The sequence below is a fragment of the Vibrio sp. genome (assembly GCF_047973365.1).
Lineage (GTDB): Bacteria > Pseudomonadota > Gammaproteobacteria > Enterobacterales > Vibrionaceae > Vibrio.
This window is the reverse complement of sequence record NZ_JBKEBW010000074.1, coordinates 26,339-51,941: the sequence shown is the minus strand read 5'-3', so window position 1 is coordinate 51,941 and position 25,603 is coordinate 26,339. Positions and strand designations below refer to the sequence as shown.

At 44.5% G+C, this 25,603-nt stretch carries 24 protein-coding genes; 12 read left to right on the top strand and 12 right to left on the bottom strand.

The features are described from left to right. Positions 1-171: 171 nt before the first annotated feature. From ACK5MF_RS09710 to yfbV, 4 genes are all read right to left on the bottom strand, one after another. Positions 172-966: an ABC transporter ATP-binding protein gene (locus ACK5MF_RS09710; RefSeq protein WP_416921669.1), complete on the bottom strand. Its 795-nt coding sequence runs from the start codon at positions 964-966 to the stop codon at positions 172-174. After that, positions 963-1,907, bottom strand: a complete 945-nt coding sequence (locus ACK5MF_RS09705) for an ABC transporter permease (RefSeq protein ID WP_416921667.1) — start codon at positions 1,905-1,907, stop codon at positions 963-965. Before ACK5MF_RS09705 ends, ACK5MF_RS09710 begins: the two co-directional genes overlap by 4 nt. A 220-nt stretch (positions 1,908-2,127) precedes the next feature. Then, positions 2,128-3,093 carry an ABC transporter substrate-binding protein gene (locus ACK5MF_RS09700; protein WP_416921665.1) on the bottom strand — a complete coding sequence of 322 codons (966 nt, stop codon included), beginning with the start codon at positions 3,091-3,093 and terminating at the stop codon, positions 2,128-2,130. A 304-nt stretch (positions 3,094-3,397) separates the two neighbouring features. Next, the gene (gene yfbV / locus ACK5MF_RS09695; protein ID WP_416921663.1) at positions 3,398-3,850 is read right to left on the bottom strand and encodes a terminus macrodomain insulation protein YfbV; all 453 of its coding nucleotides are present in this window, start codon (positions 3,848-3,850) and stop codon (positions 3,398-3,400) included. Positions 3,851-4,209: 359 nt separating this feature from the next. Between yfbV and ACK5MF_RS09690 the strand changes: the two genes are divergently transcribed. The 3 genes from ACK5MF_RS09690 (at position 4,210) to ACK5MF_RS09680 (ending at position 9,032) form a co-directional block, all read left to right on the top strand. Then, on the top strand, positions 4,210-5,406 hold the full coding sequence (locus ACK5MF_RS09690) for an acetate kinase (protein WP_416921661.1): 1,197 nt from the start codon (positions 4,210-4,212) through the stop codon (positions 5,404-5,406). 138 nt (positions 5,407-5,544) lie between these two features. Continuing rightward, positions 5,545-7,689, top strand: coding sequence for a phosphate acetyltransferase (pta, locus tag ACK5MF_RS09685; protein ID WP_416921659.1), 2,145 nt, complete (start codon positions 5,545-5,547; stop codon positions 7,687-7,689). A gap of 200 nt (positions 7,690-7,889) precedes the next feature. Next, on the top strand, positions 7,890-9,032 hold the full coding sequence (locus tag ACK5MF_RS09680; protein WP_416921657.1) for an OmpP1/FadL family transporter: 1,143 nt from the start codon (positions 7,890-7,892) through the stop codon (positions 9,030-9,032). Positions 9,033-9,073: 41 nt separating this feature from the next. Here the strand turns inward: ACK5MF_RS09680 and ACK5MF_RS09675 are convergent, their stop codons facing one another. From ACK5MF_RS09675 to ACK5MF_RS09640, 8 genes are all read right to left on the bottom strand, one after another. After that, entirely contained in the window at positions 9,074-10,012 is a 939-nt protein-coding gene (locus ACK5MF_RS09675; protein ID WP_416921655.1) for a glutathione S-transferase family protein, read from the bottom strand. Positions 10,013-10,176: 164 nt separating this feature from the next. Continuing rightward, positions 10,177-11,169 (bottom strand): murein tripeptide/oligopeptide ABC transporter ATP binding protein OppF, encoded by a 993-nt coding sequence (gene oppF, locus ACK5MF_RS09670; protein ID WP_416921653.1) that lies wholly within the window; start codon positions 11,167-11,169, stop codon positions 10,177-10,179. Next, entirely contained in the window at positions 11,166-12,137 is a 972-nt protein-coding gene (locus ACK5MF_RS09665; protein WP_416921651.1) for an ABC transporter ATP-binding protein, read from the bottom strand. The genes oppF and ACK5MF_RS09665 overlap by 4 nt, the downstream gene beginning before the upstream one ends. Positions 12,138-12,154: 17 nt before the next feature. After that, positions 12,155-13,057 carry an oligopeptide ABC transporter permease OppC gene (oppC, locus tag ACK5MF_RS09660; RefSeq protein WP_416921649.1) on the bottom strand — a complete coding sequence of 301 codons (903 nt, stop codon included), beginning with the start codon at positions 13,055-13,057 and terminating at the stop codon, positions 12,155-12,157. Between the two features lie 12 nt (positions 13,058-13,069). Beyond that, on the bottom strand, positions 13,070-13,990 hold the full coding sequence (gene oppB / locus ACK5MF_RS09655; RefSeq protein WP_416921647.1) for an oligopeptide ABC transporter permease OppB: 921 nt from the start codon (positions 13,988-13,990) through the stop codon (positions 13,070-13,072). 115 nt (positions 13,991-14,105) lie between these two features. Continuing rightward, positions 14,106-15,737, bottom strand: coding sequence for an ABC transporter substrate-binding protein (locus ACK5MF_RS09650; protein WP_416921645.1), 1,632 nt, complete (start codon positions 15,735-15,737; stop codon positions 14,106-14,108). 680 nt (positions 15,738-16,417) lie between these two features. Next, a complete protein-coding gene (locus tag ACK5MF_RS09645) occupies positions 16,418-17,503 on the bottom strand; it encodes a methyltransferase (RefSeq protein ID WP_416921701.1) in 1,086 nt (361 codons plus the stop codon). A gap of 10 nt (positions 17,504-17,513) precedes the next feature. After that, positions 17,514-17,903: a hypothetical protein gene (locus ACK5MF_RS09640; RefSeq protein ID WP_416921643.1), complete on the bottom strand. Its 390-nt coding sequence runs from the start codon at positions 17,901-17,903 to the stop codon at positions 17,514-17,516. A 78-nt stretch (positions 17,904-17,981) separates the two neighbouring features. Here ACK5MF_RS09640 and ACK5MF_RS09635 point away from each other — a divergent pair, with 78 nt between their 5' ends. From ACK5MF_RS09635 to ACK5MF_RS09595, 9 genes are read left to right on the top strand one after another with little or no spacing between them, the layout of a single operon-like run. After that, positions 17,982-18,722, top strand: coding sequence for a beta-ketoacyl synthase chain length factor (locus ACK5MF_RS09635; protein WP_416921642.1), 741 nt, complete (start codon positions 17,982-17,984; stop codon positions 18,720-18,722). Continuing rightward, complete coding sequence (locus ACK5MF_RS09630; RefSeq protein WP_416921699.1) at positions 18,719-19,489, top strand: lysophospholipid acyltransferase family protein; 771 nt, start codon at positions 18,719-18,721, stop codon at positions 19,487-19,489. Before ACK5MF_RS09635 ends, ACK5MF_RS09630 begins: the two co-directional genes overlap by 4 nt. Positions 19,490-19,499: 10 nt before the next feature. Further along, positions 19,500-19,760, top strand: a complete 261-nt coding sequence (locus ACK5MF_RS09625; protein ID WP_102942681.1) for a phosphopantetheine-binding protein — start codon at positions 19,500-19,502, stop codon at positions 19,758-19,760. 16 nt (positions 19,761-19,776) lie between these two features. Beyond that, positions 19,777-20,034 (top strand): acyl carrier protein, encoded by a 258-nt coding sequence (locus ACK5MF_RS09620; protein ID WP_416921640.1) that lies wholly within the window; start codon positions 19,777-19,779, stop codon positions 20,032-20,034. Further along, positions 20,034-20,591 (top strand): hypothetical protein, encoded by a 558-nt coding sequence (locus ACK5MF_RS09615; RefSeq protein WP_416921638.1) that lies wholly within the window; start codon positions 20,034-20,036, stop codon positions 20,589-20,591. The genes ACK5MF_RS09620 and ACK5MF_RS09615 overlap by 1 nt, the downstream gene beginning before the upstream one ends. 6 nt (positions 20,592-20,597) lie before the next feature. Beyond that, on the top strand, positions 20,598-21,962 hold the full coding sequence (locus ACK5MF_RS09610) for an AMP-binding protein (protein WP_416921636.1): 1,365 nt from the start codon (positions 20,598-20,600) through the stop codon (positions 21,960-21,962). A gap of 31 nt (positions 21,963-21,993) precedes the next feature. Continuing rightward, positions 21,994-22,368 (top strand): 3-hydroxyacyl-ACP dehydratase, encoded by a 375-nt coding sequence (locus ACK5MF_RS09605; protein WP_416921697.1) that lies wholly within the window; start codon positions 21,994-21,996, stop codon positions 22,366-22,368. Further along, the gene (locus ACK5MF_RS09600) at positions 22,349-24,079 is read left to right on the top strand and encodes a glycosyltransferase family 2 protein (protein ID WP_416921634.1); all 1,731 of its coding nucleotides are present in this window, start codon (positions 22,349-22,351) and stop codon (positions 24,077-24,079) included. Before ACK5MF_RS09605 ends, ACK5MF_RS09600 begins: the two co-directional genes overlap by 20 nt. Beyond that, a complete protein-coding gene (locus tag ACK5MF_RS09595) occupies positions 24,042-25,601 on the top strand; it encodes an HAL/PAL/TAL family ammonia-lyase (RefSeq protein ID WP_416921632.1) in 1,560 nt (519 codons plus the stop codon). The genes ACK5MF_RS09600 and ACK5MF_RS09595 overlap by 38 nt, the downstream gene beginning before the upstream one ends. The last annotated feature ends 2 nt before the right edge of the window (positions 25,602-25,603 follow it).

Here is a 25,603-nt window from a genome sequence, read left to right as displayed (position 1 = left end):
ACGTCTTCATATAAAAAAGTAAGGTAAGTCATTCTCACCATTCAATAGATTAGTACACTTTAAGACACTTTTATATGCACATGTTAGCATGAATAAAAAAATCCTCCGGATAACATGTGAAATCGTCACATAAAATACCAAGAGGACTTAATATTACGTTGATGAGCCGTTTTAATTCAGCAACAAACTATCGTCTGATAACTCTTCACCACGAACTTTAGAAAACATTTCAAGCAAATCGGGAACTTGCATATTGGCACGCTGTTCACCCGCAACATCCAACACAATTTCACCCTGGTGCAGCATCACCGTTCTGTCACCACACGCTAAGGCATCTTTCATTGAGTGCGTCACCATCATTACGGTTAAGTTAAACTCTTTAACGATTTTTTTAGTCAAATCAATAATAAATGCTGCCATTCGAGGATCTAGCGCTGCGGTATGCTCATCGAGTAACAATAGCTTGCTATCAGAAAGCGTTGCCATGACAAGACTGACTGCCTGACGTTGACCACCGGACAACAAACCTATGTTATCGCCGAGACGATCTTCCAAGCCTAAACCAAGAATACTGATCCGTTCCTGAAACAGTTTACGGCGATTGGTTGAAAGTGAATGCTTCCAACCGCGGCGTTTACCACGCATGTACGCAAGCGCCATATTCTCTTCAATCGTTAGCGCGCCACAAGTGCCAGCAAGTGGGTCCTGGAATACACGCGCGCATAAACTCGCGCGTTGGTCTACGCTGCGGCGAGTTACGTCAATATCATCAATGTTGACTTTGCCGCCAACCATAGGTGTTTCACCTGTCACTGCGCCTAGTAGCGTTGATTTACCTGCGCCATTTGAGCCGATAACAGTAAGAAACTGATGCTCAGGCACTTGCAGATTCACGCCCCTTAATGCACGGTTTTCAAGGATAGTTCCAGGATTAAATGTAACTTGTATATCTTCTAAACGGATCATAATGCTTCTCCTGACGCCTTTACCTGCTTAGATACGACCGACTTCTCAGCAGGTGCACTACCCTTTTTTGACTTTCGATTCCTTTTCATTCTCGGCATGATCAACGCCAGAGCCACAAGTACGGCTGTCACCAAGTTCAAATCAGATGCTTGTAAACCAAACATGCCTGAACTTAGCGCAAACGCGACGGCTAAACGATAAAGTACAGAACCAACAATTACCGCCGTTACTGCTACCCAAATTTTACGACCAGGAATCAGTGTTTGCCCCAAAATAACAGCAGCCAAACCAACTACGATGGTACCCACGCCAGAAGTGACGTCGGCGAAACTGTTTGTTTGTGCAAACAAAGCACCAGCGAAACCAACAAAACCGTTTGAAAGTGCTAAACAAAAATAGGTGTAAAAGGCAGTACTTGCGCCTTGCGCTGCGACCATACGAGCGTTAACGCCCGTGGCACGAAGACCTAGACCAAAATCACTGTTCAACAGACGAATAACAAACAGCGCAGAAATAAGCACTAATACCGCAACAACCAAGGGACGAGTCAGCATTGGGTCGCCCATAGCTTCGAAAGGTGTCAGGATTGTATCTTCACCCAACAAAGCTAAGTTAGGGCGTCCCATGATACGAATATTGATCGAGAAAGCGGCGATCATCGTCAGGATAGACGCTAACAGGTGCAGAATGCCACAACGAACCGTTAGAAATGCGGTAACCCAACCTGTTGCTGCGCCAGCAATAATCGCTAAGCCAGTTGCAATCCATGGATTGATGCCTGCAACAATAGCCGTTGCAGCCACAGCTGCGCCCATTGGGAAGCTACCATCAACACTCAAATCCGGGAAATCAAGAACTCGGAAAGTCAGGTAAACACCCAGTGCCACCAGACCATAGATAAGGCCAACCTCTAAGGCGCCAAAAAAGGCAAAAGCAGACATACAAACTCCCTTTTCTGCTTAATGAAGCTGGCGTATCAAACGCCAGATCCAGACTGCTGACAAACCCAAGATCGTCATTCCAGAATTTCGGGACGAAATATCTGGAATCTAATAACAACCCGTGCTGTAAGTAGATTCCAGCCTTCGCTGGAATGACGGAAAGGACTTTGTCAACAAACTCAAGTTGGCATATCACAGCCAACTCTTTTGACAATGGTTCTTATTTAACGCTTGTCGCGCGATCCATAACAGATTTAGGAATTTCCAGACCTAGCTTATCAGCCGCAGTGTTGTTGATGACTAAATCAGAACCTTTAGCGACTTTAACGTCTAAAGTACCAGCAGCAGCACCTTCCAAGATAGCCGCTACATAATCTGCTGTTTGAACACCGATTTGGTAGTAGTCAAAACCAAGACTTGCCACCGCACCACGTTCTACATAGGAAGTCGCGGCACCAAATACTGGGGTTTTAGCTTGGTTTGCAGCTACGATCATGCCTTCAATTGCACTTGCCACAGTGTTGTCGATAAGGGCATAAATGATGTCTGATTTAGCAGAGATGGCCTGTGTTGCTGACTGAACATCAGCACTTTTCAGTGCGGTCGCTTCTACCAGCGTGATACCGTGTTTTTGTGTTGAAGCTTTTAACAGCTCCATCAAGCTCACGGCATTTGCTTCGCCTGGGTTGTAAACCACACCAATGGATTTCACGTTTGGTATGATTTCTTTAATCAATTCTATGTGTTGCTCAACTGGCGAAAGGTCAGAGAGACCAGTCACGTTCTTTCCTGGCTGTTCCATTTTAGCCACCAGTTTCGCGCCGACTGGATCTGTTACCGCCGTAAACACCACTGGAATTGTTTTGGTTGCTGACACTAGAGCTTGGGCAGTCGGTGTTGCAATACCGACCAAAACATCCGGATTTTCACCGACAAATTGACGAGCAATTTGTACCGCGATGGCAGGGTTACCTTGCGCAGTTTTAAAATCAAATTCCAGATTTTTGCCTTCTTCATAGCCTTTGGCTTTCAGGCCATCAAGCAGACCTTGACGTGTGGCATCGAGCGCCGGGTGTTCAACGATTTGCGAAACCGCAACTTTAGCAGTTTTCGCCATAATACTGTGGGAAGAAAGTAATGCAGCTCCGGCTAGAACGGCGGTAGCTATGACCTTGCTTGCTTTCATCTTAACTCCTTGATTTAAAGCATATTGTTATTTGATGTTGTGTGATGTTTTTTAGTTATTGTGCAATTAGCATGCACTTAACAACATTATTACCAGTAACTATGCGGAAAGGGAAGAAACATTTAACCGAGAAATAACAAAAAGAGAGGAAGAAACAGTATCTTGTGTTCGGTGGCTAAATGAGGACGAATAGCAGCTATTTATTATTCATTTGAAAGCCGCTGTTGCAGCAGTGAGCTTGGCTTCATATCGACCATTAAAAAAGGCTCTAACCAATGAATTAGAGCCTTAACAATTTGTTTAGTTAAAACCAGCGTTCTAAAGCGGTTTTATCAAGCTGACGGAATGCACGATTAAGCACCATCGCCAGCTCTTTGTATCTAGGCTTCGATTTTATCGGTTCGAGAGCAGAACCTGTTTCAACAATTTTTGCATGAATTTCGCGATACCAACCGGCAAGCGCAGGCGGCAACTGAGTATTCGCCCTGTTACCTAACCACCACATACCTTGTAACGGTAAGCTGATAGCAAACAAGGCAACGACAACGGCTTGTGGCATAGCTTGAACGTTTTGGAAACTCATTTGAGTTAACACGCTAATCGCAGCAACAGCTGGCATAACTTTGATGCCAAAACGCGTCGCTTTAATGATTCGCGCTTCCGGAAAAAGCAGGTTCAACTCTTTGCGCATCGGCCAAATTTGCATGTACTTTTGGCCATCTTTCAAGCTGTGGATGATTCCGACACGATTACTCATACCACTTCCTCACTCTCAGTGTTGTCGCCTCTTCGGGCGATTTCGCTAAAAAATAGTTGAATACTTCAACGAATAACGTAAAAATTTGATAAAAGCTAATATTATTTCAAATATTTTTTGTTATATTACCCCATTATCGCTATCCTTTGCGGGTTCTCAATCTCATTGTTGCCCTTATTTACAATTTAGGCAACTTTAAGACTACTCTGCAAGGAAGGCAGCAGACGATTTCAATGACGAAGTCTCGTCTAGAGATAAGGAAGTTAAAGCTTTATTGATTAAGATTAGTACTAATTGCTTATGCATCTACTATTCTTGTCATTGATTTTGTCCTAACCGATTATTACAGGTAGTCACACATGTCTAAGCTAGTTTTAGTTTTAAACTGCGGTAGTTCTTCGCTTAAATTCGCTGTTGTCGATGCACAAAACGGCGACGAGCATCTTTCTGGCCTTGCAGAATGTTTACACCTTCCAGAAGCTCGTATCAAGTGGAAACTTGATGGTAAGCACGAAGCACAACTTGGTGAAGGCGCTGCACACGATGAAGCTCTATCATTCATCGTAGAAACTATTCTTGCTTCTAAGCCAGAACTTGCGGCACAACTTAAAGCTATTGGTCACCGTGTTGTACACGGCGGCGAGAAGTTTACTAAATCTGCTCTAATCGATGATGCTGTACTTAAAGGTATTGAAGACTGCTCAACGCTAGCACCACTTCACAACCCAGCTCACATCATTGGTATTAAAGCGGCACAGAAAGCCTTCCCAGCACTGAAAAACGTTGCTGTCTTTGACACGGCTTTCCACCAAACAATGCCTGAAGAAGCGTTCCTATACGCACTTCCATACAAACTATACAAAGAGCACGGTGTACGTCGTTACGGCATGCACGGTACTTCTCACCTATTTATCGCTCGCGAAGCCGCTGAGCGTCTAGGTAAGCCTGCAAACGAGCTAAACATCATCAACTGTCACCTAGGTAACGGCGCATCGGTTTGTGCAATTAAAAACGGTGAATCAGTAGACACTTCAATGGGTATGACTCCTCTTGAAGGTCTTGTGATGGGTACTCGTTGTGGTGATATTGATCCTGCGATCATTTTCCACCTACACGACGCTCTAGGTTATTCCGTTGAGCAAATCAACAACATGCTAACTAAAGAGTCTGGTCTTCTAGGCCTGACTGAAGTGACTTCTGACTGTCGTTTCGTTGAAGACAACTACGGCACTAAAGAAGAAGCAACTCGCGCGATGGATGTATTCTGTCACCGTCTGGCGAAATACGTAGCAGGCTACACTGCAAGCCTAGACGGCCGTCTGGACGCTATCGTGTTCACTGGTGGTATCGGTGAAAACTCTGCTCCTATCCGTGAAATGGTTCTTAACCGTCTAGCTATCTTTGGTATCAAGGTAAGCAGCGAAGGTAACCTAAAAGCTCGTTTCGGTGGCGAAGGGGTGATCACTGCCGCAGACAGCCGTATTCCAGCAATGGTTATCTCGACCAACGAAGAGTTGGTCATCGCTGAAGATACCGCGGCTCTAGCAGGCATTTAATATTCTCTCTGGCTAACCTAAGGTTAGCCAGATTTCTATAGGGGCCTAGCTATTATTCACACCTGAATTAATAACTCGGCTTTATATCAATCCAATCTATATCTTAGATTGTGTCCAATAGTTTGAGGTACCTTACAAATGTCCCGTACTATTATGCTTATCCCTATCAGTGCTGGCGTGGGTTTAACCAGTGTGAGCATGGGTATTTTACGCGCAATGGAGCGTAAAGGCGTAAACGTTTCTTTCTACAAGCCAATTGCTCAACCGCGCAGTGGTGAAGATCAGCCAGATCTAACTTCAACCATCATCGGTCGTAACAGCGATATTAAAATTGCTCAGCCTATGGCGATGTCTGTAGCCGAAAACCTAATCGGCTCAGAAAAAATGGATGAGTTATTAGAATCTATCGTTGAGCGTTACAACCAAGTCAACAAAGATTCAGAAGTGACTCTGATTGAAGGTCTAGTGCCAACTCGTAAACACCCATTCGCTAACCAAGTGAACGCTGAAATTGCAGCAACTCTTGGCGCTGAAATTGTGTTTGTTGCAACACCTGGCACCAACAACCCAACGCAGTTGAAAGAGCGTATTGAGATCGCTTGTTCAAACTTTGGCGGTACTAAGAACAAGAATATTAAAGGTGTTATCATCAACAAGCTTAATGCTCCGGTTGATGAAGCTGGTCGTACTCGTCCAGACCTGTCTGAAATGTTCGATGATGCGGATAGTGCGATTCAAACTAATCTTGAAGTGATGCAAATCTTCAATACTAGCCCTATTCGTGTTCTAGGCTGTGTGCCATGGAACATTGAACTGATTGCGACTCGTGCAATCGATATGGCGAAGCATCTGAATGCTGAAATCATTAACCCTGGTGAAATCAAAACTCGCCGTGTTAAGAGCATCACTTTCTGCGCACGTTCAATCCCTCATATGATTGAGCACTTCAAGCCTGGCTCTCTACTAGTTACTTCAGCAGACCGCCCAGACGTTATCGTTGCCGCTTCTCTAGCTGCAATGAACGGTGTTGAAATTGGTGCTGTACTGTTGACTGGTGGCTACGATATCCCAACAGAAATCGTTGACCTATGTAAACCTGCATTTGATTCTGGCTTGCCAATTTTCAAAGCGCAAGGCAACACTTGGCAGACTTCGCTAAACCTACAAAGCTTTAGTTTAGAAGTACCAGCAGACGATAAAGAACGTATCGAGTTCATCAGCGAACACGTAGCGAGCCACATTGATGGCCCTTGGATTGACTCTCTAACTGAAGGCACCCAGGGCATCCGTCGTCTAAGCCCACCAGCATTCCGTTACCAGTTGACTGAATTTGCTCGTCGTGCCGGTAAGCGTATCGTGCTTCCTGAAGGTGATGAGCCACGCACAGTAAAAGCGGCCGCTATCTGTGCTGATCGCGGTATTGCAACCTGTGTGCTGCTGGGTAACCCAGAGGAAATCCGTCGCGTTGCGGCGCAACAAGGTGTTGAGCTAGGTGCTGGCGTTGAGATCATTGATGCAGACTCAGTTCGTGAAAACTACGTGGCTCGTCTTGTAGAGCTACGTGGCGCAAAAGGCATGACTGAAGTGGTTGCGCGCGAAAAACTGGAAGATTCCGTTTTCCTAGGCACTATGATGCTTGAAGCAAACGAAGTTGACGGTCTGGTTTCTGGGGCTGTGCACACAACAGCAAACACTATCGTTCCTCCGTTCCAAATCATTAAGACTGCACCTAATGCGTCTATCGTTTCTTCAATCTTCTTCATGCTGCTGCCTGATCAAGTATTGGTATACGGTGACTGTGCAATCAACCCAGATCCTACAGCGGAACAACTTGCTGAAATCGCTATCCAATCTGCTGACTCTGCAGCAGCATTCGGTATCGACCCTCGCGTTGCAATGATCTCATACTCTACTGGTGAATCTGGTAAAGGTGCAGACGTTGATAAAGTGCGTGAAGCAACACGTATCGCCCAAGAGAAGCGCCCTGATCTGGTGATCGATGGCCCTCTACAGTACGACGCCGCAATCATGGAAAACGTAGCCGCTTCTAAAGCGCCTAACTCGCCAGTTGCAGGTAAAGCGACCGTATTTGTATTCCCAGACCTGAACACAGGTAACACGACTTACAAAGCAGTACAACGTTCTGCGGACCTAGTCTCTATCGGTCCAATGCTACAGGGTATGCGTAAACCAGTTAACGACCTATCTCGTGGTGCGTTAGTGGATGATATCGTGTACACCATCGCACTGACTGCAATCCAAGCAGCGCAAGAAGCAAAATAACATGGGCAATTAGCTAACAAAAGCTGGCCATAAGCTCACAAAAGCCGCGACTTTAAGTTGCGGCTTTTTTCTTATCTTTGAGAAAATTTAACCAGCCGCAGCTTAAATTGACGAAAAATCCTACATATCAACTCGAACATATCGCATAAGATACTACTCTTACTTCCAACCCAATATAAAACTTAACTGCGTCCAATATCATGAATATATTTAATAAAACTCTTATCGCGAGTAGCGTCATTCTCGCCAGTACATCTGCATTCTCTGCCGGTTTATATCTACATGAAGTGAGTACTAATGATGTTGGTCTTGCTGCTGCCGGCAAAGCCGCGCGGGCTCAAGACGCATCAGTAATGGCAGCAAACCCTGCTGGCTTAGCAAACGTGGATGGCAAATCATTTACCGGTGGATTAACCGCCCTTTACGGGGATGCAGACTATCAAATGGATGATGGTACTAATGCTGGTAATATTGTCGGTTTTGTGCCACTTGGTTCAGCATTTTACAGCCAGCAAATCAATGACCGATTTACACTGGGTATCGGTGTTTATGGCAACTATGGCTTAGGGCTTGATTACGATAACGTTCCCGTAGAAACAGCCGTCACCCAAGCTCTGACTATTCAGCCAACCGCCTCTTACAAAATTAATGACCAATGGGCGGTTGGTGCAGGATTAGGCATTCAATACGGAATGTTTGACTTAAAAGCAGGGACAACAACAGGTGATATAACAGGCGGCAAAATACCTTCAGGAGCAGAAGTTGACGATACGGATATTGCCTACAACGCAAAGTTAGGGCTGTTATTCTCTCCTAATGCCGATACACGTTTTGGCTTAGGCTACTCATCGGAAACCGAACTTAATTTTGAAGTACTTGGAAAATCGATACCACCATCGGTGATGCCTCAAACCTTGACATTCAGCGCATTCCATCAACTGAACGACAAACTAGCCGTTATGGGTAACTTAGACTGGGAAGACTGGAGTGCATACAGCACCACCACCGGTGCTCCTACCCAAGATACCTACCACATCGCTATTGGTTCTCGCTATCAACTGAATGAAAAAACCATCTGGAACCTAGGCATTGCTTATGATTCAAGCCTCTATAAAAGCCAATCTGAGGGTGATTTAACCCTACCGACGGGTAATACCTGGCGTATTGGTACCGGTACGGAATACCAATTGGATAACAACAATTCTATCGGTGTAGCGTTTGAAGTGGCTTTGGTCGATTCATCTGAAGTTCAGCCCGGTAAATTGGGGCTCGGATACGAAGGTCATTTCACTGACCCAACGTTATATTTTCTAACCATGACCTATAGCTGGTCTGGTAAATAGCCTAACGATAAAAAACGCATCTTCGGATGCGTTTTTTATTGCTAGCCTCGACCATGTGGTGATGCTAAATCCAGCTCGGGTCCGACTGGAACCACTTGCGTCGGGTTAATACCGGTGTGACTGAAGTAATAGTGGCGCTTAATATGATAGAAATCTGTGGTTTCTTTCACCCCGGCAACTTGATACAGCTCTTTCATATATCCCTGCAGATTCGGATAATCAGCAATTCGCTGCTTATTACACTTAAAGTGCCCTACATATACTGCATCGAAACGGATCAAGGTAGTGAATAATCGCCAATCGGCTTCAGTTAAGTGGCTGCCAACTAAATAACGATTAACCGCCAAATGCGCTTCAATCCTGTCGAGCGCATCAAACAACGACTCATACGCTTCTTCATAAGCCTCTTGTGTTGTTGCAAAACCACAACGATAGACACCGTTATTAATGTTGGGGTAGATAAAGTCGTTCCACTCATCAATCGCTAAACGCAATGCCTGAGGATAATAGTCATCCTGATTCCCTGTCAGGTGATTAAATGCACTATTAAACATACGGATAATTTCTGATGACTCGTTACTCACAATAGTTTGAGTTTTCTTATCCCATAATACGGGTACGGTTACACGCCCAGAATAGTCAGGTTTGGCTTGAGTATAGATTTGGTGAAGTTTAGTGTGCCCAAACAGAGGCTCAGGTATGCCGAACTTCCACCCTTCATGCAGCATATCAGGACAAACTATGGTCACATCAATAATGTCTTGCAGTTGTTTGATTGCACGGAATATCAATGTACGGTGAGCCCAAGGGCAGGCTAAAGAAACATACAAATGATAACGACCAGCTTCAGGTTCAAATCGGCAGTTAGGTCTATTCTCTATCCAATCGCGAAATCCTGCATCTTCGCGAATGAATTTCCCACCATTGCTTTTGGTGTCATACCAAATATCCTGCCAGACACCTTCCACTAATTTGCCCATCACTTACCCCATCACTTTTTCGCTTACGGGTCATTATAGTTGATGGAGAGCAGCATTCACCCGGTGGGTTTTGGCTTAGTCATTCGAATTTTTTGAAGGTTTCTAGAGCACAAAAAAAGCGCGACTCAAAAAGAAGCCGCGCTTATGCCCGTCACAGGCTGAATTTACATCTCAACGTGTAGACACGAAACAGCATGGGTATCAGACCCTTGTATTTGTGGCTTGGTTTGAGCACAGATTTCCGTTGCTTGTGGACAACGAGTTCTGAAAACACATCCTGATGGCGGATTGATTGGTGAAGGCAGATCACCTTCAAGCATTTGAATCGTTTTTGCACGTTCTAGTTTTGGATCTGGAATCGGCACCGCAGACATCAACGCTTTAGTGTACGGGTGTTTAGGATTAGCAAACAGTGCATCCGATTCACCCAGCTCGACAGCATTACCTAAATACATCACCAATACACGGTCAGAAATATGTTTCACCACAGACAAGTCGTGTGCGATAAAAACTAAGCTCAGGCCTAGCTCACGTTGCAATTCTTGTAGCAGGTTAACCACCTGAGCCTGAATCGATACGTCGAGTGCAGATACTGGTTCATCACAAATGATCATCTTAGGTTTTAGAATCAATGCACGTGCGATACCAATACGCTGACACTGACCGCCTGAAAACTCGTGCGGATAACGGTTAATCACGTTAGGCAACAAACCCACTTTTGCCATCATCTCTTTCACACGGTCTTTCACTTCCTGCTTAGAAAGCTCTGGATAGAAAGTCTGTAGCGGCTCGGCAATGATATCCCCTACTGTCATACGCGGGTTCAATGATGTGAGAGGATCCTGGAAAATCATCTGAATCTCTTTACGAGTTTCACGACGTTTCACTTCCTGCATGCGAGTCAAATCTTGCCCCAGCCAAACCACTTCACCTTCAGTCGCTTGTACCAAACCGATAATTGCACGAGCAAATGTCGATTTACCACAGCCTGATTCACCTACAACGCCTAGAGTTTCACCTTGGTAAAGACGAACATTAACCCCATCAACCGCTTTAAGTTTTACAGGTTTAGCCCAAGGCCATGCTGATTTAGTCGCAATGTCAAAGTGTACTTTTAGCTCTTTAACATCTAACAGTAATTTCTTATCTACACTCATTTCGTCCAAGTCTCCCAGTCAGAAAAACAGGCGCGTTGACGACCTTTGCCAAATGGAGTCAGGATAGGCGCTTCACGTTTACAGCGATCCATTACGCGATGACAGCGTTCTTGATAAGGACAGCCCGGTGGCAGACGAAGTAAGTTTGGCGGATTGCCTGGAATGGTTGGTAACACATCCCCTTCAGTATCCAGACGCGGGATAGCTTTTAACAGACCTTCCGCGTATGGATGGCTTGGTTGATAGAAAATTTCATCAACCGTGCCGTATTCCATGGTGCGACCGGCATACATCACCAACACTTTGTCACAAGAACCGGCAACCACACCTAAGTCGTGGGTAATCATGATAATTGCGGTATTGAACTCTGCTTTCAGCTCATTCAACAACTCCATAATTTGCGCCTGTACCGTTACGTCAAGTGCTGTTGTCGGCTCATCCGCGATCAACAGTTTCGGACGACAAAGCAGAGCCATTGCAATCATGACACGTTGACGCATACCGCCAGAAAACTCATGCGGATACATAGTGATACGCTTACGAGCTTCCGGAATTTTTACCGCTTCGAGCATGCGTACAGACTCTTCGAATGCCTGTGCTTTGCCCATGCCTTTGTGCAGCATCAACACTTCCATTAGCTGATCGCTAACTTTCATGTATGGGTTAAGCGAGGTCATCGGATCCTGGAAAATCATCGCAATTTGTTCGGCGCGAACTTTATTTAGCTCTTTTTCAGGCAGGTTTAATATTTCCTTGCCTTCAAATTTTGCGCTTCCCGAAATGATACCGTTCTTAGCCAGAAGGCCCATGATTGCAAATACAGTCTGAGATTTGCCCGAACCTGATTCGCCAACGATACCTAATGTCTCACCCTGATTGAGTGAGAAGTTCAAATCGTTTACTGCGGTAACAATACCATCTTGGGTAGTGAATTCTACACGCAGGTCTTTGACATCTAATAAAGCCATTACTACTTCCTCAATTCTTATCTGTCTTTTGGATCCAGCGCGTCACGTAGACCGTCACCCACATAGTTAAAGCAGAACAGTGTGACCACCATGAATGCCGCAGGGAAGCCAAGCTGCCATACTGCAATTTCCATCGTGTTTGCACCTTCTTGCAACAGTGCTCCCCAGCTTGTCATCGGCTCTTGAACACCCAGACCAAGGAAAGATAAGAACGATTCCGTCAGAATCATGCTTGGAATCAACAGCGTAGAGTAAACGACTACGATACCCAGTACGTTTGGCACAATATGACGAGTAATGATTTTCCAGTTACTGACACCACACACATGTGCCGCTTCGATAAACTCTTTACTGCGTAAACTTAATGTTTGACCACGAACAATACGCGCCATATCAAGCCACGCGATAGCGCCGATAGCAACGAAGATCAGAATAATGTTACGACCGAAGAAGGTTACCAATACGATAACCAAAAACATGAACGGTACTGCGTACAAGATTTCAAGAATACGCATCATGATACGGTCAACACGGCCACCGATAAAGCCCGATGCTGCACCGTAAAGCGTACCGATCAGCACCGCAACTAGCGCACCCATAACACCGACCATCAAAGAGATTCGGCCACCAATTAGAGTACGAACGTAAATATCACGCCCTAAACTGTCAGTACCAAACCAATGCTCTGCATTTGGTGCAACGTGCATTGCATACCAGTCAGTATCGTCATAAGTAAAAGGAGCGATCATTGGCAGGAAAATAACCGCCAACGTCATAAGCATGAGAATAAATAGGCTCACCATCGCAGCTTTGTTGCGCATAAAGCGGATACGAGCGTCCTGCCACAGGCTGCGACCCTCTATTTCAAGACTTTCGGAAAACTTTTCAATCGCTTGCAGATTTTCTTTTTTCGTCAACATAGTCAAACTTCCTTAGTAACGAATTTTCGGGTCAATCGCTGCCAACAAGATATCTACAATTGCGTTGAACAGGATAAATAAGAAACCAATAAGAATGGTTACACCCATTACCAGAGAGTAGTCACGGTTAAACGCCGCATTTACGAACAGCTTACCAATACCCGGAAGACCAAAGATGGTTTCGATAACAACCGAACCGGTAATAATACCGACGAACGCAGGCCCCATGTAGGAGACGACAGGCAACATTGCAGGTTTCAGCGCGTGTTTAACAACGATGTAAGGATAGCTTAGCCCCTTAGCACGAGCAGTTCGGATGAAGTTGCTGTTTAGCGTTTCAATCATCGAACCACGAGTGATACGCGCAAAAGTCGCTACGTACAGCAATGACATACCAAGCACAGGCAGCGCCATATACTTGAATGAGCCATCTAGCCAGCCCCCGGCAGGGAACCAACCTAAATTAATTGAGAATATGTAAATCAGTACGGGTGCCAGTACAAACGAAGGCATAACTACCCCAATCATAGCCGTCGCCATAATGGAATAATCAAGCCAGGTATTTTGCCTCAACGCGGCTATGGTACCGACGAAGACGCCCATGATTACAGTGAAGATGAAAGCGGCAAAACCGATTTTAGCTGACACTGGTAACGCAGCAAAAATCAGCTCATTGACCGAGTAATCAAGATACTTAAATGAAGGACCAAAATCACCGTGTAAAACATTGGTCAAATAGGTGGTGTATTGCTCAAATACAGGCTTATCCAAGCCATATTTTGCTTCGATATTCGCCAAAACTTCTGGCGGTAAAGCACGTTCGCTTGAGAAAGGATTCCCGGGAGCGAAACGCATGAGAAAGAACGAAACGGTAATCAACACCAACATGGTTGGGATTGCTTCCAGAACTCGTCTGATAATGAATTTAAACATAAACTCACGCTTCCAGTCTGTGACTATTTAAAACAAAAAAATACTGCATGTACCATCCGCGAACCTCAAGTACATGCAGAATATTACTTAATTATAGTTTTATAACTTTGCTGATTTATTCAGCTTTGATATATAAATCTTTTGAGTAGATCTTTTCTTCTGCGTTATTTGCAGGGAAACCACCTATTTTTGGCGACAGTAAACGAGTCTTAACATACTGATAAATTGGTGCAATCGGCATATCTTTCGCCATCAGAGCTTCTGCATCCGCGTAAAGTTTTTGACGTTCTTCTTCAGAAGTAGAAGTCAGTGCTTTATCGATGATTGCATCATACTCTTTGCTGCCCCAGTGTTGACCACCAGTAGTGTTGTTACTTGTCATCAACGTTAGGAATGACGATGCTTCGTTATAGTCACCACACCAACCTGCGCGCGCCATTTCGAAGTTACCAGTGTCTTTAGAAGACAGGTAGGTTTTCCACTCTTGGTTTTCTAGAGTGACATCTAGACCCAAAGTTTTCTTCCACATCGAACCAATCGCCACAGCCACTTTCTTATGGTTCTCTGAAGTGTTGTAGAGAAGCGTAAATTTAAGTGGGTTGTCTTTACCGTAACCCGCTTCAGCAAGTAGACGAGCGGCTTCTTCGTTACGTTCTTTCTGCGTCATTTTACCGTAAGCAGGCATGACTGGGTTGAAACCAGAAGTGATCTCAGGCGTTAGGAAGTATGCAGGTTTTTGACCTTGACCCATGATTGCATCGCTAACGATGTTACGGTCAATCGCGTAAGAGATCGCTTTACGCACACGCACATCATCAAATGGCTTTTTCTTGGTGTTGAAAGAGTAGTAGTAAGAACATAAGTTACCCACAACAGAAACGAATTCTGGGTGCTCTTTCTTAAGACGACGGAAATGCTCTACTGGCACCTCATAACTGATATCGATCTCGCCTGCTAGGAAGCGGTTCATTTCAGCCACTTGGTTTTCGATCGGAAGGAAAGTGACTTTATTGATAACTGTGTGCTCGTTATCCCAGTACTGCTGGTTACGTTTAAGTACTAAACGCTCGTTGACTACCCAGTTTTCAACCACATAAGCACCGTTGCCAACAAAGTTTTCTGGTTTGGTCCATTGATCACCAAACTTCTCAACGGTTGCCTGATTAACTGGTTTCATTGTTGTGTGGCCAGTCATCATAACAAAATATGGAACCGCAGAATCTAGCTCAACAACGAGAGTGTTTGCGTCTTTAGCGTATACGCCTAGTTCACTCTTGTCTTTTTTCCCAGCGACGATGTCTGCTGCATTCTTCATCTGGGTCATTTCCATGTACCAAGAGTATGGAGAAGCAGTGGCTGGATCAACAGCACGTTGCCAGCTGTATACGAAATCTTGCGCAGTTACAGGGTCGCCGTTAGACCATTTAGCGCCTTGACGAATATGGAAAGTGAACGTTTTGTTGTCTGATGTTTCCCAACTATCTGCAACGCCAGGAATAACCTTGCCGTCAGCGTCTTGGTTTACCAAGCCTTCCAGCAGGTCACGAATAACGTGTGATTCGGGAACACCTTGAGATTTGTGCGGGTCGATAGTAGCGACTTCTGTGCCGTTACCACGAACAATCTCTTGCACTGGAGCTAGCTTAGTACCTGCTGGCACGTTTGCAGCAAAAGCTGTAAGAGAAGTTGTAGCCACCATAAGGCCTGCACCTAGTAAAAGTGCTTGTGTGATTTTGTTCTTATACATCGGTATAAACTCCAAGTTTTAATTTTGCATCCATGACTTCTTTGCATTTCGGCTAGAACGGCTAACCTAAAAGATGATGGAACTGGCGAAACTTAACCACTTTCCATACAAAGAATGCGGCAAACAGTATCAAGCATTGAAGCAATTTGCCATAAAATCAGAATAAAAAGAGATTATATTCTTATCAATAGCGAATAATTAGCGACAAAACCCAACACAAATCCGACTTACAGGACAACAAAGGAAAGTAATCCTTTACATCAGATTTAAATATCGATTCATCTAACTAAAACCGCAATCTCAGCATCTTGCACTAGAAAATAGCAATAAATTTAACATTTCGTGCACAATATTAGGGAGGTTGTGTGATTTTTATCTCATCGCACAATAAGAATTTGTGAGCAACTTCACTCACTTGCACCAAGTTAGAAAGCCGCGCCCAATATCGGCGCATATAAAACCTAAAATTACGTGTTAAGTTAAATAGTTATGCAAAAATAGACTCTGCAACCATATGCGCCGAGAAAAGGTTATTTCTATCCAAACGACTTGGGGTTGCAGATAGGTGACAAGTCAGTGAATCCCCAATCGTATAGATAAACTATACGATTGGGGTGAGTGAACATAGCCCCCATACCAAAACATAAAACGCTGTAGCTTCAGGTAGGAAGGGGATATTATTATTTGGCTTTCAGCTCTAATAATGTGTGCCCTAGACCAATATGATCGGTACGCTCCACAACTTCTAAGCCTGCGGCATCAACAATTTCTAAGAAATCGTCACTACGGTAAAAACGACTGTTACCATTAGCTAAGCAGGTAAAATACAGCGATGTTGCATTGAGACTATATGACGCTGCATCGTATTTCTGTGAATCCCAGAATAATTCCAAAATATAGACTTTTGAATCGGGTTTCAGTTGCTGTCTCACCCTTTGCAAAATACTGAGGATTTCCATCGGTGAGAAGCAATCTAAAAACTGACTCATCCACCAAACATCGGCTTGTTCAGGCAAAGTTTGTGCTTTGTCCAGCATGTTTGCAGGATAGCCACTGATACGATTTGCCAAGCCGTTATCCTGCACATTTTTCATTGCCATTTCGAGCTGCTGAGGCAGGTCGACAATCGTTACTTTAACGTCTTGATCATAATTACAGCACTGCAATGCCCATTTGCCCGTGTTACCACCGATATCCACCAGCGTTTTTGGCTTTGATGCGAACACGCGTTCAAGAAGAATGGGGAAAGAACGATCAGAATAAAAGTGATCAAACTGGAACCAGCTCTGTTTTGCTTTTTCCGGTAACTGCGACAGTCCTTGGTAGATAGTATCCCAGTCTCCGAGTTCTTTAAGTCCGGCGGGTTTTCCTTCGGTAATCGACTCGGTTAGATGCATCATGGCGGCATAACAAACATCTGCGGTGAAATCCATGTTGGCACGAGTCATTCCATCATGAAGAATAAAATGCCCCAAGTTAGCCAAGATATAATTGGGTTTGTCCCACAGTACAATATGGGCACTAATTGCCATATCCAGCAGGACTTTTACACCGTATTCAGAAACACCGGTTTGCTCGGCAAGAGCCTCAGCGTTCGCCCCTTGTGAGCCAGCTTTATCTAATGCCGCTAAGATGCCTAGATCACGTAAAGTACGTGCGGTATGAAAAATAATTGGCGCAAAAGATAACTTTTGCGCTTCGGTTTTCGCTTCTAGAGCGTTATAAGGATCTTGATTTTGTTCAAACACGAAAAAACCTAATTGTATTTATTTAGAATTATTTTACTGACGCTCTAGCCAATTGCTTCTGAATATCAACATTCAGATTATTAACCCAGCGATTGTAATTACGGTGAATACTTCCATCACTTGCTTTAAGATTCACGGAACTCACGTAGTTGATTGAATAGTATTTATCACTATAAGGAATACGAACTTCAGCACTATGATCTCGAGCGAGAAGTTTAGCGGTTAGTTCTGTTGCAGTGCTATTTGCAATCACCCAACCACGATTTGTTGCCGCAACAACAATAGCGGCTTTGACTTCGTCTTTGGTAAGATTGTAAGCAACAGGCGTGTTGTCAATATTCATAATGGGTTGAACACGTCCACAGCCGACTAAAAGTACTACTAACAGAATCGAAATCGTGTATTTTATTGCTTTCATTGCATTTCCTTGCTTTGATTGGGGAATATTAATAAACGAGCATAGTATTTAATGTGCTCAACAACAAATCAATACGTTATGTCAAATCAGTTGCAATTAATCTCATTTAATATCGATAAGTGGTCAGCCAATAGTTTAGGACTTAGTGACCTGACAAGTTGGCAAAAGTGGTCTCAATATCAAATTTGGCCTGAAGATGAGGCCATCGAATCGGCTTTAATTCCCGCTATGATGCGCCGTCGTATGAGTACATTAAGTAAGCTCGCGGTACAAACGGCGATTGAGCTTTTAAGCGATCAGCAGATAAGTCATCAACCGATCGATTATCTGGTCTTTTCAAGCCGTCACGGTGAACTGCATCGCAGTACTGAATTAATCCGCAATATATTAGCGGGTGAGGAAGCGTCACCCATGAACTTCTCTCAATCGGTTCACAACACGGCTGCTGGGCTATCGACCATAGCAACCAAACAAGCCATTCCCGTAACATCGATTGCTGGCGGGGAAAATACATTCCACAGTGCACTTATCGAAGCTTGGCTGTATTTAAAACAGTACCCAAACGCCAGAGTATTATTAGTAGACTTTGATGAACCCCTACCCGCAGATTATGCTGAATATGAAGATAAAAAGTTTAAAGGCTATGCTTTAGGTCTCATTTTGTCTTCAGGCGATAAGTGGCAAGTTGCACAATACCCAAAAATAGATACTATCAGTCACCTACCGCAAGCTTTGAACTTTTTGACACACTATTTACGCAAAGATCCTGATTGGATAATTGCGGGTGAAAGGAATTCATGGGAATGGCAGCAAGCATGAATGCTGTAAATAAATATTGGCGTATTTTTGCCACTGGGCTTTGTTTTGCAATTTTTGGTTTAGGCGGTTTGACTCTCAGTTTTATTATTATTCCTTTAATTCGACTGACTACACCAAGTACCATCCAACGAGAGTATCGCGTACAAAATGTCATTCGCATCACCTTTAATTTTTTCTGTCGTCTGATGAAGTTTACTGGTGCTATTGACTACCAAATTGATGGTGCGGACATTCTTGCCAACGATAAAAACTGTCTTATTGTTGCCAACCACCCTAGCCTTATCGACTACGTTTTGGTTGCTTCGCAACTCAAGCAATGTGATTGCTTAGTAAAAGCAGCCATTTGGTCAAACCCGTTTATGAAACACATCGTTAAAGCCGCGGGTTATATTCCTAATCAAACACCCGATGACTTGCTTGATTTATGTGAACAAAGGTTTGAACGCAATAATGTGTTGCTAGTTTTTCCAGAGGGAACGCGTACCACACCGGGCGTTGCCTCTAAGCTACAACGTGGTGCGGCGCAAATTGCGATACGCACACAAAGAGACCTGCGGATAATACATATTTCCGTTTTTCCTAGCTTTCTCACAAAAGAAAAAAAATGGTATCAAGTTCCCGATACTAAGCCTTTTTTCCATGTTGAAGTTAAGGATAAAGTTGAGGTGATGCCTTTTATAGAGCAAACTAATAACCCAACTTCAGCAGCGAGAAGGCTTAACAGCCATCTTGCTGAAGCTATTTTTCCAATTATCAATAATAACTAAGTAGGTTCCCGTGGAAGTACTACATAACGAAATTAAGCAGTTGATCATCGACGCATTAAACCTTGAAGACATCTCTATTGACGAGATTGAAACAGAAGCACCATTATTCGGGGATGGACTGGGGCTTGACTCTATTGACGCGCTTGAGCTTGGCTTAGCCATTAAAAAGAAATATAACATTGTAATCGATGCTGATGATTCAAATACGCGCCAACACTTCGCATCAGTGGCTAACTTAGCCGCGTATATTTCATCTCAAACTAGCAACTAATTTGTAGAACACGATTATGACAGAATTAAACAAGCAACAGGTTTTCGACCAAGTAAAAGATGCTTTAGTCGAACTATTTGAAATCGATGAAGCAGACATTCAACCTGAAGCACACCTATACCAAGACCTTGATTTAGACAGCATTGACGCGGTCGATCTTGTTGTCCATCTACAGAACGTCACAGGCAAGAAAATTAAGCCTGAAGAGTTTAAGATGGTCCGCACGGTCGAAGATGTGGTTGAATCAGTAGTCGAACTGCTTAAGGATGCCTAATGCGTCATTTGCTGACAGGTTTGTCCGCAATTGTCCTGCTCGCATATCCATTCGCCATTTACTACGGCATTGATAAGTTTGGTCTAAGTATTTTAGGCGGTATGCTTACTGTATTCTTTGTATTACGAATTTTCACAGCAAGTAAAACCAAATTAAAAGAGTTCAAACAGTTAGCAATCATAAGTGGTCTCATTGGGATCACTTTAATTGTTTTAGGGATTCTATTTCGTAGTCAAGGTTGGTTACTGTTTTATCCTGTAGTTGTCAATGCGTGCATGCTGATGGTTTTTGCAAGCAGTTTGAAGCAACCTCAGACCATCATCGAGAGACTTGCGCGACTCCAGGAGCCAAATCTGCCACAAAGTGGTATTCAATACACCAGAAAAGTGACTCAAGTATGGTGTATGTTCTTCTTGTTCAACGGGATAACAGCGCTTTACACCTGTTTCTTACCGATTGAAGTTTGGACGTTATATAACGGATTGATTAGTTACCTGCTCATCGGCGCTCTGTTCGCTGTCGAATGGGTAGTGCGTCAATTTGTTCGCAAGGACTAGAATTTAATGACATTAAGCAGTACCAACCTTAGCCCGCTATCACACCTGTTATTAGAAGATCGCCGCAACACTGCTGTGGCGTTTGGTTGTGAAGGCGAAATCAACTGGGCGCAGTTTGTTGCTGATGTCAGTTATTACACCGAATTACTTAACCAACTGAAGTATCAACACATCGCACTATGTGCTCGCGACAGCTACTTGTTCACGGTTGGACTGTTTGCGCTATTCCATGCAGGAAAAACGGTGATTTTGCCGGGCAACTACCAACCGCAGGCGTTGGAAGAATTAAGCAACCAATTTGAGTTTTTACTGTGTGATGAGGCTATTTCACCCTTGCGCACAACGCCTGTGGAACAGCTCACCAGCGGACACTCAGAAAGTAATCTGACCTTGCAGCCATTAGAGCTCTTCCATATTCAGTTGATCTTGTTTACCTCAGGTTCCAGCGGTACACCGAAAGCGATCCACAAAACGTTGCACCAGCTTAGTGTCGAAGTAGAAATTCTGCATTCTCTGTGGGGCGATAAGGCTCATAACAGTCGGGTCGAAAGTACGGTTTCCCACCAGCATATCTATGGACTGTTGTTTAGAGTGCTTTGGCCACTTTGTGCCGGTAACCCATTTGCGCGACACAGTTTAGAATTTCCCGAACAAATTACTCATCACGCCGATAAAGACACGGTATTGATAAGTAGCCCAGCGCTGCTTAAACGTTTGACAGAAGAGCACCAAGCCACCGAGTTGAGAGCACTGTTTTCATCTGGCGGGCCTCTGCCTTTTAGCGCAGCAAACCATGCACAACAACTGTTTAGTTTTAGACCGATAGAGGTGCTTGGCAGTACAGAAACAGGCGGCATCGCCTTTCGTCAACAGACCACAGAACAAATTCCGTGGCAGCTATTTCCAAAAGTCGCTGCGCAACTGAACCAAGAGAACTGCCTGCGTTTGCGCTCAGCACACATTGACCCAGATGGTTGGTATCAAACGGCTGACGAATGTGAATTCGTCTCTGAAAATAAATTTATTTTGAAAGGTCGCACGGATCGGATAATCAAAGTTGAAGAAAAACGAGTATCACTGGTAGAAGTAGAGAAACGCGTTGAGCAACTTGACTACGTCAAAGAATGTGCAGTGATTCCCGTTCAGCAAACAGAACGGTTAATTTTGGCGGCGGCGATAGTGCTGACCGAGACCGGCGAACAACAACTTGCTGAACTTGGCAAAGGTAAATTTTGGCTGTTGCTGCGTAACGAGCTGAGAAACTGGCTAGAACCTATTGCTGTACCACGCAGTTTTAGAGTGGTAAAAGAGATCCCATTAAACAGTCAGGGTAAGCGCCAAGTCGCTGAACTTGAAAAATTATTCCAATAAAAACGAAGAATACGCCGACACTATCACTATGATGGCTAAAAGAAAACCAACTTTACTGGCTTGCGAGCAGTCAAAACATCACGTGCTACTGACTTTTAAGGTAGACGCGGATATCGAAGATTTTAAAGGGCACTTTAACCACTTTCCCTTACTTCCCGGAGTTAGCCAAATTGATTGGGCGATCTTTTATGCTCGTCAATATTTGAACACACCGGCCCATTTCAAAGGCATGGAAGTGATTAAGTTCCAACAACCCATTTTGCCCAACGCAGAAGTGACCTTGAGCTTAACGTGGGATGAAAGCAAACAAAAGCTGGCGTTCAGTTATCAATCTCAAAGAAATGACGAAGCAGTGATCCATTCATCTGGCAAAATGAAACTGGGAGATGCCAGTGAGCAAGCTTGATTACCGCCCATGTTTTTTGATCCCTTGTTATAACCATGGCGGAACGGTGGCAGCGGTTCTTGATTCACTCGCTGACTTCGATCTTGCTGTTTTTCTGGTTGATGACGGCAGCAATCGAGAAACCAAATTAGCTCTTCAAGAGGCGGCACAACGCGACAATGTGTCACTGCTGACTCTGCCTAAAAACCAAGGTAAAGGTGCTGCCGTCATGGCAGGAATACGCCACGCCTATTGGTTAGGCTACAGCCATGTGATTCAAATTGATGCCGACGGTCAACACGACATCACCGCGTTGCCGAATCTGATTGAAGCGTCAAAAAATAATCCAGACTATCTCGTTTCAGGACAACCAATCTATGATGATAGCGTCCCTAAAGCTCGCCTCTACGGCCGCTATGTCACTCATGTTTGGGTATGGATTGAAACTCTTTCCCTAGAAATAAAAGACAGTATGTGCGGTTTTCGTGCTTATCCTGTACAAGCAGCACTTGAAGTGATGAATCACAATGACATCGGTAGCCGCATGGATTTCGATACAGAAATCATGGTTCGGATGTTTTGGAACGGTGTGCGATTCAAGTTCGTCAACACGCGCGTGATTTATCCGCAAGATGGTATTTCTCATTTCGATTCCCTGTGGGATAACGTCAAAATCAGTTGGATGCATAGCCGGCTATTTTTCGGCATGTTGCCGAAAATTCCTAAGCTGTTACTTGATAAACGACCAACTGCCAGTAACGAGCATTGGTCAAAGCGTCAAGAGCGGGGAACAGTACTGGGTATTAAAGTGCTGATGGCAGTTTACAAGCTGTTAGGAAGAAAGGTCTTTCGCGCCATTTTGCAATTGGTGATGACTTATTACCATCTCACAGGAAAACAAGCGAAAACATCGTCTGAGCAGTTTTTACAGCAAGTAACAACTTATGCGCAGCAGGCGCAACTACCGTTAGCTAAAAACCTCACTAGCTACAACCATTTGATGTCGTTCGGTGAAACCTTACTCGACAAACTTGCCGCCTGGCGAGGTGATTTTAACGTCGATAATCTTACTGTGCATGGTCAAGAGCAATTCGAGCCCATCATAGAACAAAAACGCGGTGTACTTCTGTTAGGTTCGCACATAGGCAATATTGAGTTGTGCCGCGCCTTGAGCCGACGCCACACGCATTTAAAAATAAACGCCTTGGTGTTTACCGAACATGCCGAACGTTTTAATGCGGTGATAAAAGCAGTAAACCCGAAGTCAGAGCTCAATCTTATCCAGGTCAGCAAAATCGGTCCTGATACCGCAATTATGCTACAGCAAATGATAGAACAAGGTGAATGGGTCGTTATCGTTGGCGACAGAACCTCCACCAGCGTAGAAAACCGTGTCGTGTGGGCAGATTTCCTCGGCAAACCCGCGCCGTTTCCTCAAGGACCGTTTATGTTGGCTTCTGTATTATCCGCCCCGGTCTATCTGATTTTCGGATTGCGTGATGAGCATAGCAAACAACCGCATTTTGATGTTTACTTCGAACATTTTAGTGATGGTATCAAACTGCCGCGCGCAACTAGGCAAGAGTCTTTGCAACAAGTGGTACAGCAATATGCTGATCGCTTACAACACTACACCATGAAAGCACCACTGCAGTGGTACAACTTCTTCAACTTCTGGGAATTAAGCAAAAACCATGACGAAGACAAAAGACAAGAAGACAAAAGACAATAAGATTTTATTCGGCGCACAGCGCCTGACCATTGAGGACGTTGTTTCAATCGCACAAGGCGCGAGTGCTTCGATTAACTCTTCGACTGAGTTCACAGCGAAGATTGACCGTGGTGTCGCATTTTTAGAACGTCTATTGAAAGAAGAAGGCGTGATCTACGGCGTGACAACCGGTTATGGTGATTCATGCACTGTGGCGATTCCGGCCAACTTAGTTGAAGAGTTACCACTTCACCTGACACGTTTTCATGGTTGTGGTTTAGGCGAAGTGCTTACTCACCAACAATCACGCGCAGTTTTAGCCACTCGCCTATGTTCACTGGCGCAGGGGGTATCTGGTGTCTCTCACGATGTATTGAATCAAATCATCAATCTGATCAACCACGATATTGCGCCGCGTATTCCGCAAGAAGGTTCTGTTGGTGCAAGTGGTGACTTAACACCGCTTTCCTACGTGGCAGCCACATTGATTGGTGAACGTGAAGTGTTTTACAAAGGTGAAGTTCGCCCAACACAAGAAGTGTTCGCACAACTTGGTTTAACACCAATCAAACTCAAGCCAAAAGAAGGCTTAGCCTTGATGAACGGTACTTCGGTTATGACAGCGCTAGCGTGTTTGGCTTATCAACGCGCTGAATATCTGGCTCAATTGTGTACCAAAATCACCGCGTTGGTTTTAACTGGTATGCAAGGCAACGAATTCCATTTTGATGAAGCACTATTTGCGGTGAAACCTCATCCTGGTCAGCAACAAATTGCCGCTTGGTTACGCGCCGATCTACAAGCCGAACGCCCACCACGCAATAGTGACCGCTTACAAGATCGATATTCACTGCGCTGTGCTCCGCATGTCATTGGCACAGTACAAGATGCTCTGCCCTGGTTACGCCAGCTTATCGAGAATGAACTCAACAGCGCCAACGACAACCCAATTATTGATGGCGATAACGAGCGTGTGCTGCACGGTGGTCATTTCTATGGCGGTCATATCGCCATGGCAATGGACACTCTTAAAACCTGTGTGGCGAACCTTGCTGATTTGCTCGACCGACAAATGGCGCAATTGATGGATTACAAATTTAACAACGGTTTGCCATTTAACCTAACTGGCGCTGAAGGTGAACGTAAGCCAATCAACCACGGCTTTAAAGCGGTACAAATTGGCATTTCAGCATGGACAGCCGAAGCACTAAAACACACTATGCCGGCGAGCGTGTTCTCGCGTTCTACTGAGTGTCACAACCAAGACAAAGTGAGCATGGGAACAATCGCGGCACGTGACTGTTTACGCGTATTGCAATTAACCGAACAAGTGGCGGCCGCCTCTCTGCTAGCTTCCGTTCAGTCCATTGAAATACGTAAACGCCACAATGAAATTGATGAACGCCATATGAGTGCCGGCATCAATCAGATTGTGGCGCATGTTCAGCAAGACTTTAAGTTTGTGGTAGAAGACCGTCCGCTAGAAGCCGACCTTCGCTTGTGTATTGATCGTATCCAATCGCAATATTGGAAGCTGTACTAGGA